Source organism: Brucella sp. NBRC 113783 (genome assembly GCF_040372265.1).
Lineage (GTDB): Bacteria > Pseudomonadota > Alphaproteobacteria > Rhizobiales > Rhizobiaceae > Brucella > Brucella teleogrylli.
On sequence record NZ_BAABRX010000001.1, the window covers coordinates 960,268 to 971,960 of the forward strand.

Consider the following 11,693-nt stretch of genomic DNA (forward strand, 5'->3'; position numbering starts at 1 on the left):
TATCCTCAAAGCACCGAAATCTTGGTCCGCTCGGCAATTTTCGGCAGAGGCGGTGCGGCCATGAAACGGTCGTGCAACTCCTTGAGAACCTTGGTTGCCATCGGAGAAAGAACCCGTGGCGGCGCTGCCATGGTTTCTTCCGGCTTGGCGTTGGCCACCTGTGGCGCAGGGTTTTTCGGCGGGGCGGGGAAAGGCGGCGTGACGCCGGGTATCGGCTTCAGTTCGACGTTTTGATGCGCATAGGACATCATGCGCTGCCATGCCATGGCAGGCAGAATGCCGCCGGTCAAATCCTTCATCGGCGTGAAATTGTCATTGCCGAACCAGACCGCCGCCGTGAAATTGCCGGTGAAGCCGACAAACCAGGCATCGCGATAGTTCTGCGTCGTGCCGGTCTTGCCGCCCACGCGGGTCATGGGCAGCGCGGCGCGACGGCCCGTCCCGCGCTCCGGCACCTGAACCAGCATCGAGTTCATCTCGAAAGCGGCCTTTTCAGACAGAGCGCGGTGCGGCTTTGGCGCATCGCGGGTGAAATCCCACAATACACGACCGTCCGAAGAAACGATCTGCGTGAAGGCGTGACGATTGCCCGCCATGCCACCATTCGGAAACACATTGAAGCCGGTGGCCTGATCCATCACCGTCATTTCGGATGTGCCAAGCACCATCGTCTTGTGCGAGGAGATCGGCGATTCCACACCCATCGCCTTGGTCAAGGCGACAATCGGTGCCGTGGTCAGATAATCCTTGGCGAGGCGCACCGGCACGCTGTTCAGCGAGCGCACGAGTGCCGTCGTCAGGTCGACCCGACCCGCGAAGCTGCGGCCATAATTGCGCGGCGACCAGTTGCCCCAGCTGACGGGCGCATCGGAGACGATGGTTTTGGGCGTCAGACCCTTTTCCATTGCTGCCGCATAGACATAAGGCTTGAAGGACGAGCCCGCCTGACGCAGCGCACGGGTAGCGCGGTTGAACTGGCTTTCGCCATAGTCGCGCCCGCCGACAAGCGCCCGCACCGAGCCGTCATTGGCGAGAACCACAGTTGCGGCCTCCGCAACATTATAGTCCTTGCCATATTGGCGCAGGTGATATTCGAGCGATTCCTCCGCTGCCCGCTGGATATTGCTGTCCAGCGTGGTGCGCACGATCAGCGTGTGCTGCGGCATCTGGCCTGCCACGCGCTTCACCTCATCGAAGGCCCAGTCGAGGAAATAGTCCGGGCTTTCATTCTTGGCGCGGTCGATGACACTCGCCGGATGACGGCGGGCGACGGCGACCTGACCTTCGCTCAGAAAACCGCTTTCCACCATATTGGACAAGACGACATTGGCGCGTGCGCGTGCAGCGGGCAGATTGACATGTGGCGCGAATTTGGCCGGTGCCTTGAACAGACCCGCCAGCATGGCGGCTTCCGCGAGCGAGACATCCTTGATGTTCTTGCCGAAATAGAATTCGGACGCGGCTGCAATACCGAATGTGCCGCCGCCCATATAGGCGCGGTCGAGATAGAGCTGAAGGATTTCCTTCTTGCTCAGATTGCTTTCCAGCCAGAGCGCCAGAAAGGCTTCCTTGATCTTGCGTTCCAGCGTTCGTTCGTTGGAGAGAAACAGGTTTTTTGCAAGCTGCTGGGTAATCGTCGAGCCGCCCTGCACAACGCCATTGGCGCGCATGTTCTGGCTGAGCGCACGGCTGAGGCCCCAGAAATCGATGCCATAATGGTCGAAGAAGCGCCGGTCTTCGGTGCCCAGTACCGCCTTGATGACATGATCCGGCAATTCATCGATGGGCACGGCCTGACGGTGGAGAATGCCGCGCTGGCCGATTTCATTGCCGTAACGGTCAAGGAAAGTGACGGCATAATCGTCCTGCGCGCGCCAGTCTTTCTTGGTTTCCTCAAAAGCGGGCAGCGCCAGCATCAAAAGCACGACAGAACCCGCGACGCCGAGCGTAAAACCCTCGTCCAGAACCTCGACGACAAAGCGCCGGAAACCGCGCACACGAAAACGGCGCGAAAAGATGGTTATGTTTTCCCACCATTCGCCGAGACGGAAATGCAGATTGTACAGGCCTGAATCAATCCAGGCGTCGAGTCCAATCAGGCGCGAAACCCGGAAGGGTTTCCGCTGCTTTTTTCCGGAATCTTTGTCTGCCGTATGACGCATAAACTCTGACTTCGGCACTAGAGAATTGGGAAATGCACTGAACTTGCTCTTTTATTATAGCAAACTAATAGGCCAGGAGCCTAGTGGGTGGAAGTTGACGATTGGTTGCCAAAGGAGGGAGGAGCAAATTTTTAATGGCAATCGTGAAAAAGCAGCAGAAACATAATGTTGCCCGCTATTTTATAATTCGGCGCTTTGAGCTGAGGGTGAAGCGGATGTTCCGGGCAGATGTTATTTTCAAGTATATGCTTAAATATGGAATTTGCAGCCCATATCATAAAACAGGAAAATATTCGTTAAATAGGAAAAAAGTCCTTGACTGCGTAACGGTGCTTTGGTAGTCATTCGGTACGGTCGAAGAAGTGTAACCGCAGTCGCTGACTGCGGGATTAACTTGTCGAACCAAACATGTTCATAACCCCGAAGGCGCTCGCGCTTCCGGGGTTTTTATGAGCACAGGTGCCGCAGTTGGATATCACGACAAGACAGGCGTGGCGGATTTTGCTTGGTGGTGGTTGGCATCTCTTTATCCCGCTTTACGTTTTTTGCTTCCGTGCCGCTGCAAGCCGCGCTGATGGCGCTTGGTTCGCATAATGCTGCGGGCGTACGGGAAAACGACGTTGCTGGGCATTCAGCAGGCGCATTAAGCGTACGGGTTTATGCACCGAGTAACGGTCTAAGAAACCCCGCACATGCTGCTCGGAATTCCCTGTGACAACAACTAGCTCAATTTCGAATAGACTGTCGGTCTTCGTTCCGGCGGACGGTGCTGCCTTGGATGGGCATAAAGCCAAGGCTTTCAGCGCTGCAGGGGTGCTTTCGGGCAGAATTCTCGCCTTCCTTACTACCTAACGTTATCGCAGAACTCCCAGCGCACGACCCGCCGCAGCCATTTGCGTGTGCCCTGTTCTCCTCGACGAGAAGAGGCGCGCGGTTGTCTATAAGCCTCACAACAAGATTGGAGGTCGTTATGAGCACCCTGAACGACACTTTTTTTGCGTCCGACATCGCCTGGCTGTGGTTCTCCAAGGTGGCAGGTTCAATTGCAGGCGCGATTATATCTCTTTTCTATATGCCGCCGCATGGCAGACGAGAGGCGGCGGCCCGCTTCGTGGTCGGCATTATCTGCGGCATAGTTTTCGGTGGCGCTGCAAGCGTCAAGATCACGAAAGCGTTAGCGCTTGAAGCGGTACTTGGACGAACGGAACTAATGCTCATAGGATCGACTTCGGCGAGCCTTGCCTCCTGGTCGGCTCTTGGGGTGTGTAAGCGTTTCAGCGAACGACTTAAAAATGCGGCCCTACCGGGCATTTTACCTTCTGCAAGGAGCTCCAATGGGGAAGCCGGATGTTCGAAGCCAAACGCTCATCGCTAAGGCTGGATGATGTGAGATCGACCGCGGCTTTTTTGGGCTACAAAACATTTCTGGCTTAGACGGCGAGGGGTGAGTGAGCGTGGCGCTTTCAGCTTAGCTCTGCGCTAACGCGCAATATGCACATTACGTTCTCGCAATCGCTCTCGCTCGACTAAAATCCGTTCTCACCTATTTGGCGGCACGGGCGGGTTGATGCCGACAACTCGCTTGGCGAAGACATTCCGCTCGGCGAGGAACGCGAACATTACGCAGTTGAGATTTGGCAAAATGGCGTTTCGGTTCGTAGCGAACAGGTCGCTGTACCGTCCTGGACCTATGCCAAGGTAATTCGCGCCGCCGACGTCGACGCGGATGCGTTCCAGTCGGTGTAGCGATGGTCAGCACGAAATCGACGCTGGTGATACGGCTATACTCAATCTGGCGGCTGGCCTATAATTTCTGGAGAAACGACGTGACGGACTACAAATCCTAGTATTTTCCCCGCACGGTCAGGTCCCGATAATTAAGGGGCTGGCGGGCGCTATCGGGATTGCGGACGGCATCTAGATCCCGAAGCACTAACAGATGTTTTACTGCAACTGGCGGCTGCAATCGCTGGAATTGTTACGGTTTTTGGCGGTATCAGGGCAACATCGCGCATTTCATAATTTCACAAAGCGTGATAGCTAAGGGAAAATATTCTTTAAGATCTATAGCGGGAACAGGCTGTTCATGCATCGTTCAGCTGTCGCGCGCTATACAAGGCGGCATGATGAAAAAGAACTCTGCACTCAAAGTTTTCGCGCTTCTCGCGGTGAGTTTTGGCTTGTTGCCCGTCGGCGGCATTGCCGATGCTGGCGCCATGCCGATTGCTGCGCCGCAGACCTCCAATCTTCTGATCGCCGCTGCCAGCGACTGCGCCGCCGTGGGCGAACAGGTTGCGGCCAAACAGGGCGGACAGCTCGCCAAGGCCACCCCTTCCACCCAGAACGGTGCGCCGGTTTGCGTTGTCGTCGTGCTGGTCCCCGGTCGCGACGGTGAACGTCCGCGTCGCGTCGAAGTGGCTGTGCCCAATCGATAAAATTCCCGGCATGGGTTTTAGAGCCGGTTTGCGTTGTAAGAAGCAGACCGGCTTTTGCGTTGCATCTGATCCTTTGAAGGGAGACAGCCCGCTTGCGTATCCTGATTGTTGAGGACGACAAGGACCTGAACCGGCAACTTTCCGATGCGATGGTTGCCGCCGGTTATGTGGTCGATAGCGCCTATGACGGCGAAGAAGGTCATTTTCTGGGCGATACGGAACCCTATGATGCAGTGATTCTCGATATCGGACTGCCGCGTATTGACGGCATCAGCGTCGTGGAACGCTGGCGTCGGAACGGCCGTGCCATGCCTGTGCTCATGCTGACCGCCCGTGATCGCTGGAGCGACAAGGTTGCCGGTATCGATGCCGGTGCGGATGATTATGTCGCCAAGCCTTTTCATATCGAGGAAGTTTTGGCGCGGCTTCGTGCGCTCATTCGTCGTGCTGCCGGTCATGCCTCGTCGGAAATCGTCTGCGGTCCATTGCATCTCGACACCAAGACCTCCAAGGCCAGTGTTGACGGCGTGTCGCTGAAGCTGACCTCGCATGAATACCGGCTTTTGTCCTATCTCATGCATCATATGGACGAAGTGGTTTCCCGCACGGAACTGGTGGAGCATCTCTACGATCAGGATTTCGATCGCGATTCCAATACGATTGAAGTCTTCGTCGGACGCCTGCGCAAGAAGATGGGTGTCGATCTGATCGAGACCGTGCGCGGCATGGGTTATCGTATGCGCTCCGATACCGGAGCTGAACCGAAGGGGAACGACAACTGAAGCGTTTTCGCGTCATCCCATCGCTTCGCTCTCTCGCCGTTCGCGTCGTCACATTGTCGACGTTGTGGGTGATTGCCGCGCTGGTGGTGGTCGCGACCCTCATCGGCTCGCTTTATAGCGATGCCGCCCGCAGCAATTTCGAACGGCTTCTGACAGCACATCTATTCAGCCTTGTTGGCGCTGTCAGTGTATCGACGGAAGGCGTGCTTCAAGGACGTCCCGAACTGGGTGAACTGCGCTATTCAAGCCCGCTTTCCGGCTGGTACTGGTCGGTGGACCCGCTCGCACCCAATGTTAGCGGCAAGCTGGAATCGCCCTCGCTGATTGGGCGCATTGTCCCGGAAATGCCGATCACGCAGGCGCCTTTCGACAGTTCCTTCATGCGCAGCTATTCTTTGCCGGGACTCAATGGCGAAGAGCTTTTCATCGTCGAAACGGAAGTCGTGCTGGATAATGCGGGCCGGGTGGCCCGCTTCCGCGTGATGGGCAATCTCAGCGAAGTCATGAACGAGATTTCCGATTTCAGGACGAAGCTTGCCGCCTATCTTGCGGTGTTCGGTATCGGCAGCATCCTCATCAATGCAGCCATCATCCTGTTCGGCCTGCGCCCGCTCGACAAGGTGCGTCAGGCACTCACCGATATTCGCGAGGGGCGTTCATCCAAGCTCGATGCCTCACTGCCGATGGAAATTGCGCCGCTTGCCCGCGAAATGAATGCGTTGATCGAAAACAACCGCCGAATCGTCGAGCGGTCGAGAACGCAGGTCGGCAACCTCGCTCATTCGCTCAAGACGCCGCTGTCCGTGCTGGTCAATGAAGGCCGCGCCATCGGCGGCGATCAGGGCCGCGTCGTGCAGGAGCAGAGCGAGGCCATGCAGGTGCAGATCCAGCATTATCTGCAACGTGCGCGCATAGCGGCGCAACGGGACAGTGTGGTTTTCCGCACCTCTGTCGCGCCGGTGATGGAGCGCATGCAACGGGTGACCGCCAAGCTTAACCCTGCACTGCATGTCAGCTTGCGCAATGATCTCCCGCACGCGATCTTCGCCGGTGAAAAGGAAGACCTTGAGGAAATCATCGGCAACCTGCTTGAAAATGCCGGAAAATGGGCAAGCCGTCGGGTGAATATCACCGTTGGGGCAGCAATGGGCGGGCAACGGCAGTTTGAAATCGTAATCGAGGATGACGGGCCGGGACTTGAGGACGACAAGATCGAGGCCGCATTGAAACGCGGCAGCCGCGTGGACGAAACCAAGCCGGGCACAGGTCTGGGGCTTGCCATCGTGCAGGATACCGTTCGTGAATATGGCGGCCAGTTGCATCTCGACCGCAGCCCGCTCGGGGGCCTGCGTGTTCGCAGTGTGTTGCCGCTTGCCGAAGATTAAGGTTGTCTTTTAGGCTGAAACGGCGTCTTTGCTTTTTAGCATTTCCGTATGCAAAACAGGCTCACATTTTTGCGGGAAATGCTCTAAGAAATTGAAATTACAAGATCGCATGATGCGATAATATGCAAGCTCATTGGTTCATGAGGGCCGGTTTGTTATGATGATGGAATTGAGGTTTTCTTCTCCGGTTCTGGTCGTTCCGACCATGGTTGCGCTGTCGCTGGCCTTGGCGGCATGTGGCACATCGGGTGGTGGCAGAGGGCTGACATCGCTTGGCGGATCGTCGTCATCTGCAAAGCCGGAATCGAGCCTGCTCGCATCGCTGGGCAACGGCCTGCTTGGCAATGCGGCAAACCAGCTGAGCGCGGGCGACCGCAAAAAAGCGCTGGAAGCCGAATATCGTGCGCTTGAATATTCGCCAGCCGGCAAAGCCGTTTCCTGGAGCGGCGGTTCGAACTCCGGTGATGTCACTGCGGCACAGCCTTATCAGGTCGGCTCGCAGAATTGCCGCCAATATTCGCACACCTTCGATATTGGCGGTTCGCAGCAGACCGTGCGCGGCACCGCCTGCCGCAACACGGACGGCAGCTGGACGCCGCTGACCTGATCAACTCACGGGCGGCCTTTGCGGCGAATTGCCCTAGGCGGCCAGTTGTGGCAGGTAGAGGTTGGTTTTTCCCATGCCTACGCTTAAGTCGTAGCCATGGGATTTTGGTTGATTGCAGCATTATTGACGTTAGCAGCCACTTTGGCTGTCTTGTTGCCTCTAACGCGGCGCAAGCAGGCTTTTTTGCCTGCCGAAAAGAACGACCTTGAAGTTTATCGCGATCAACTGCGCGAGGTCGAATCCGATGCCGCGCGCGGCATGATCGACCCGCAAAGCGCCGAACAGGCGCGAATTGAAATTTCCCGTCGCATTCTGAGTGCTGAAAAGGTAAGTCAGGACGCTGTGAGCGCAGCGCAGGCCACAAAGTCGGGCCGCGTTCTGGCCTTGGTTGCCGTGCTGGCGGTCCCATTGATCGCCTGGGGCGTCTATCCGCTTTTTGGCAAGCCGGACGTGCCATCCATGCCGCTTGCGGACCGTCTCTCCGATAATCCTGATCGCGGTTCCGTTGATGAACTGATCGCGCGGGCCGAAGCGCATCTGGCGAAAAATCCCGACGATGCGCGCGGCTGGGATGTGCTGGCGCCGATTTATATGCGTCTTGGCCGTCCAGCGGATGCGGTGAATGCCTATCGTTCTTCCATGCGCATTGACGGCGAAAATTTCCCGCGCTTGCTGGGTCTGGCCGAAGGGCTTGCCGCAGTTTCCGGCGGCACGATCACCGCCGAGGCAGAAACGTTTCTGAACAAAGCTGTCGCGCTCGATCCGAACGATCCGCGTCCGCAATTCTATCTTGCGCAAGGCGAGATGCAGGACGGTCGCCCCGATGCCGCCGCCGCCCGTCTCAAGACCCTTCTGGACAAGGCGCCAGCTGATGCCCCCTGGCGTGGTCAGGTCGAACAGGCCATTGCGCGGCTAAGCAATCCTTCGGCCAACCAGCCGACAGAGCAAAAAGGCCCGTCATCCGACGATATCGAAGCGGCTTCGTCCCTGTCGGCGGAAGACCGTCAGACGATGATCGAGGGCATGGTTCAACGTCTTGATGAAAGTCTTCGCCAGAATAGCGGGGATGTCGAAGGCTGGAAGCGTCTCGTGCGCTCCTATATGATCCTGCATCGCCGCGATGCGGCGCTTGATGCCCTGAACCGGGGCATGACCGCCCTTGCGGAAGAACAGCGGACCGAACTTCGCAGTTTTGCATCCGGCTTGGGTCTAGAGGCACAGAAATGAGCGCGACCGCAGAAGAAAACGCACGCAAGCCGAAACCTGCTGGCAGTCTTGCCCGGACAATCGGCCAGAGAAAACGCAAGCGCCTGATGTTGATCGGCGGTGCGCTGGCGGTTCTGGCCGTGGCGGTTGGCTTGATGCTGATGGCCTTCAATCAGGACATCCGTTTCTTTCGCACGCCCGCTGATCTGACGGAACAGGAGTTGACGTCCGGTTCTCGTTTTCGTCTGGGTGGTCTGGTCGAGGAAGGCTCGGTCAGCCGAGAAGGCAGCGAGCTGCGCTTCACCGTCACCGATACGATCAAGACCGTGAAAGTGGTGTTCGAAGGCATTCCGCCCGACCTGTTCCGTGAAGGGCAGGGTGTGGTGGCCGAAGGACGTTTCGGACAAGATGGCGTGTTTCGCGCCGACAATGTGCTTGCCAAGCATGACGAGAACTATGTTCCCAAGGATCTTGCCGATAGCCTGAAGGCCAAAGGCGTGTGGGAAGGTAAATAATTATGCCGGGAGACTGCCTATGAGTGTCGAGATCGGCCATTTTGCTCTGGTGCTGGCGCTGGCTCTGTCGATCGTTCAGTCGGTCGTGCCGGTGATCGGCGCCCGCCGACGCGACACGCAGCTCATGTCGGTGGCCGTGCCAACGGCGCTTGCGGTTTTTGCGCTTGTCGTCCTGTCCTCAGCGGTGCTGGTCCATGCCTATGTCGTGTCCGATTTCTCGGTCCTGAACGTTGTCGAAAACTCGCATTCGCAAAAGCCGCTTCTCTATAAGATCACCGGCGTCTGGGGGAACCATGAAGGCTCCATGCTGTTGTGGGTGTTCATCCTGACGCTTTTCAGCGCGCTGGTCGCGGCATTTTCCGGCAATCTGCCTGAAACATTGCGTGCTAATGTGCTGGCCGTGCAGGGCTGGATCGCTGTGGCTTTTCTGGCCTTCATCATCTTCACGTCGAACCCGTTCACGCGCATCCTTCCGGCCCCGATGGAAGGCGGCGATCTCAATCCGATCTTGCAGGATATCGGCCTCGCCATTCATCCGCCGCTACTTTATCTCGGCTATGTCGGTTTTTCCGTCTGCTTCTCCTTTGCTGTCGCCGCCCTTCTGGAAGGTCGTCTTGATGCAGCCTGGGCGCGCTGGGTGCGGCCATGGACGCTGGTGGCATGGGTGTTCCTGACCGGCGGCATCGCAATGGGTTCCTACTGGGCCTATTACGAGCTCGGCTGGGGCGGCTGGTGGTTCTGGGACCCGGTCGAAAACGCATCCTTCATGCCATGGCTGGTCGGCACCGCCTTGCTGCATTCCGCGCTGGTCATGGAAAAGCGCTCGGCGCTGAAAATCTGGACGGTCCTGCTGGCGATCCTGACCTTCTCGCTATCGCTGCTCGGAACCTTCCTCGTGCGTTCCGGCGTGCTGACCTCGGTGCATAGTTTCGCGACCGATCCGGGGCGCGGGCTTTTCATTCTGGCCATTCTCGCCATTTTTATCGGCGGTTCCCTGTCGCTGTTCGCGCTTCGCGTCCAGAGCCTCACCGCTGGCGGCATTTTCCATCCGATTTCGCGGGAAGGGGCGCTGGTCTTCAACAACCTGTTCCTGACCACGGCCGCTGCGACCGTTCTGATCGGTACGCTTTACCCGCTGCTGCTGGAAGTCATGACGGGCGAGAAGATTTCCGTCGGCGCGCCGTTCTTCAACATGACCTTCGGTCCGCTAATGATCCCGCTTCTGTTTGCGGTGCCGTTTGGGCCGCTTCTCGCCTGGAAACGCGGCGACCTTTACGGCGTGGCCCAGCGACTGATGACGGCTTTCGCCCTGGCGCTGGTTGTGGCCGGTATCGTGCTTTGGACCACTTCGGCCAAATCGCTGCTTGCGGCTTGCGGCGTCGGTCTCGCCGCCTGGCTGATTTTCGGTAGCCTTACCGATCTGGTACAGAAAGCCGGTATCGGCAAGGTTTCGGCAACGAAGGCCTGGGCGCGTTTCAAGGGGCTGCCGCGCTCCGTTTTCGGAACGGCGCTGGCGCATATCGGTCTTGGCGTGACGCTGCTCGGTATCGTGAGCGTGACGACCTTCGGCACCGAAAACGTGCTCATCATGCGTGCGGGCGATACGGTCAAGGTTCAGGACTACACGTTGCGTTTTGACGGGTTGCGGCCTTTGACGGGTCCGAATTTTACGGAAAATCGCGGTACGTTCACTTTGCTCGATTCCAGTGCGCGCGATCTTGGCCGGATAGAGCCATCCAAGCGCTTCTTCCCGGCACGCCAGATGCCGACGACCGAATCGGGCATTCGCACGCTCTGGTTCAGTCAGGTCTATGTGGCACTGGGCGATGAGCCGGGCGACGGTTCGGTGGTCGTTCGTATCTGGTGGAAACCGCAGGTCACGCTCATTTGGTATGGCGCATTGGTTATGATGCTGGGCGGCCTGTTTTCGCTGGCCGACCGCCGCTTGCGCGTCGGCGCACCTGCCTCCAAGCGAAAGACCTCGTCGCAGGAAGCGGAGGCCGCAGCATGAAGATGCGCAACCTCTTTGCCACGTGTGCCCTTGCCGTTGCTCTGGCCATTCAGGGAACGGCGGCACTCGCCGTCAACCCGGATGAAGTTCTGCCCGACCCGGCGCTTGAAAAGCGCGCCCGCACCATATCCGGCGAGTTGCGCTGCTTGGTGTGCCAGAACGAATCCATCGATGATTCGAATGCCGAGCTTGCCCGCGATCTGCGCCTTCTCGTCCGTGACCGCCTGAAAGCAGGTGATACGGACGATCAGGTGAAGGATTTTGTGGTTGCCCGTTATGGTGAGTTCGTGCTGTTGAAGCCGCGCCTGTCGGCCCGCACGGTTCTGCTCTGGGGATTTCCGGTCATGGTGCTTCTGATCGGCGCGGTGGCGCTCGTCTTCGCGTTTCGGGGGCGACGCAGGCTTGGCGAAGCGGCGCAGCCGCTTTCCGAAAGCGAAAAAGCTGAGCTTTCCCGACTTCTGAATAATAAATAATCCTCTATATTTATGAGCAAGTTTCTACCTTGCGCGCGCTCAACCTTACGAAACTTTCATGTTGCGGAAATTGAGCGGTAAGGTAGCTGTAGCTATCCTGCGCTCTATAAAGGATCT

At 57.8% G+C, this 11,693-nt stretch carries 10 protein-coding genes and 1 pseudogene; 10 read left to right on the forward strand and 1 reads right to left on the reverse strand.

What is annotated here, in order from left to right; genetic code table 11:
• Positions 1 to 5: 5 nt before the first annotated feature.
• Positions 6 to 2,162 carry a penicillin-binding protein 1A gene (locus ABWW11_RS04445; protein ID WP_109368600.1) on the reverse strand — a complete coding sequence of 719 codons (2,157 nt, stop codon included), beginning with the start codon at positions 2,160 to 2,162 and terminating at the stop codon, positions 6 to 8.
• A 970-nt stretch (positions 2,163 to 3,132) separates the two neighbouring features.
• On the opposite strand from ABWW11_RS04445, the gene ABWW11_RS04450 reads away from it, so the two are divergent.
• From ABWW11_RS04450 to ABWW11_RS04490, 10 genes and pseudogenes are all read left to right on the forward strand, one after another.
• The gene (locus ABWW11_RS04450; protein ID WP_109368602.1) at positions 3,133 to 3,537 is read left to right on the forward strand and encodes a DUF6107 family protein; all 405 of its coding nucleotides are present in this window, start codon (positions 3,133 to 3,135) and stop codon (positions 3,535 to 3,537) included.
• Between the two features lie 465 nt (positions 3,538 to 4,002).
• Positions 4,003 to 4,184: pseudogene (locus tag ABWW11_RS25260) on the forward strand (hypothetical protein).
• A gap of 104 nt (positions 4,185 to 4,288) precedes the next feature.
• Positions 4,289 to 4,597: a hypothetical protein gene (locus ABWW11_RS04455; RefSeq protein ID WP_109368603.1), complete on the forward strand. Its 309-nt coding sequence runs from the start codon at positions 4,289 to 4,291 to the stop codon at positions 4,595 to 4,597.
• A gap of 92 nt (positions 4,598 to 4,689) precedes the next feature.
• Positions 4,690 to 5,379, forward strand: a complete 690-nt coding sequence (locus ABWW11_RS04460) for a response regulator transcription factor (RefSeq protein WP_109368604.1) — start codon at positions 4,690 to 4,692, stop codon at positions 5,377 to 5,379.
• Positions 5,380 to 5,432: 53 nt separating this feature from the next.
• Positions 5,433 to 6,764 carry an ATP-binding protein gene (locus ABWW11_RS04465; RefSeq protein ID WP_235858863.1) on the forward strand — a complete coding sequence of 444 codons (1,332 nt, stop codon included), beginning with the start codon at positions 5,433 to 5,435 and terminating at the stop codon, positions 6,762 to 6,764.
• A 157-nt stretch (positions 6,765 to 6,921) separates the two neighbouring features.
• Positions 6,922 to 7,371, forward strand: a complete 450-nt coding sequence (locus ABWW11_RS04470) for an RT0821/Lpp0805 family surface protein (protein WP_121535510.1) — start codon at positions 6,922 to 6,924, stop codon at positions 7,369 to 7,371.
• Positions 7,372 to 7,467: 96 nt separating this feature from the next.
• Positions 7,468 to 8,598, forward strand: coding sequence for a c-type cytochrome biogenesis protein CcmI (ccmI, locus tag ABWW11_RS04475; RefSeq protein WP_121535513.1), 1,131 nt, complete (start codon positions 7,468 to 7,470; stop codon positions 8,596 to 8,598).
• On the forward strand, positions 8,595 to 9,092 hold the full coding sequence (gene ccmE / locus ABWW11_RS04480) for a cytochrome c maturation protein CcmE (RefSeq protein ID WP_109368608.1): 498 nt from the start codon (positions 8,595 to 8,597) through the stop codon (positions 9,090 to 9,092). Before ccmI ends, ccmE begins: the two co-directional genes overlap by 4 nt.
• Before the next feature lie 19 nt (positions 9,093 to 9,111).
• Entirely contained in the window at positions 9,112 to 11,103 is a 1,992-nt protein-coding gene (locus ABWW11_RS04485; RefSeq protein WP_121535515.1) for a heme lyase CcmF/NrfE family subunit, read from the forward strand.
• Complete coding sequence (locus ABWW11_RS04490) at positions 11,100 to 11,576, forward strand: cytochrome c-type biogenesis protein (RefSeq protein ID WP_121535518.1); 477 nt, start codon at positions 11,100 to 11,102, stop codon at positions 11,574 to 11,576. Before ABWW11_RS04485 ends, ABWW11_RS04490 begins: the two co-directional genes overlap by 4 nt.
• Positions 11,577 to 11,693 lie beyond the last annotated feature (117 nt).

Excerpts from the sequence above, each read along its gene's own strand:
- ABWW11_RS04485 (WP_121535515.1), top strand. The coding sequence starts at position 9,112 with ATGAGTGTCGAGATCGGCCATTTTGCTCTGGTGCTGGCGCTGGCTCTG.
- ABWW11_RS04490 (WP_121535518.1), top strand. The coding sequence starts at position 11,100 with ATGAAGATGCGCAACCTCTTTGCCACGTGTGCCCTTGCCGTTGCTCTG.
- ABWW11_RS04450 (WP_109368602.1), top strand. The coding sequence starts at position 3,133 with ATGAGCACCCTGAACGACACTTTTTTTGCGTCCGACATCGCCTGGCTG.
- ccmI (WP_121535513.1), top strand. The coding sequence starts at position 7,468 with ATGGGATTTTGGTTGATTGCAGCATTATTGACGTTAGCAGCCACTTTG.
- ABWW11_RS04470 (WP_121535510.1), top strand. The coding sequence starts at position 6,922 with ATGATGATGGAATTGAGGTTTTCTTCTCCGGTTCTGGTCGTTCCGACC.
- ABWW11_RS04445 (WP_109368600.1), bottom strand. The coding sequence starts at position 2,162 with ATGCGTCATACGGCAGACAAAGATTCCGGAAAAAAGCAGCGGAAACCC.
- ABWW11_RS04455 (WP_109368603.1), top strand. The coding sequence starts at position 4,289 with ATGAAAAAGAACTCTGCACTCAAAGTTTTCGCGCTTCTCGCGGTGAGT.
- ccmE (WP_109368608.1), top strand. The coding sequence starts at position 8,595 with ATGAGCGCGACCGCAGAAGAAAACGCACGCAAGCCGAAACCTGCTGGC.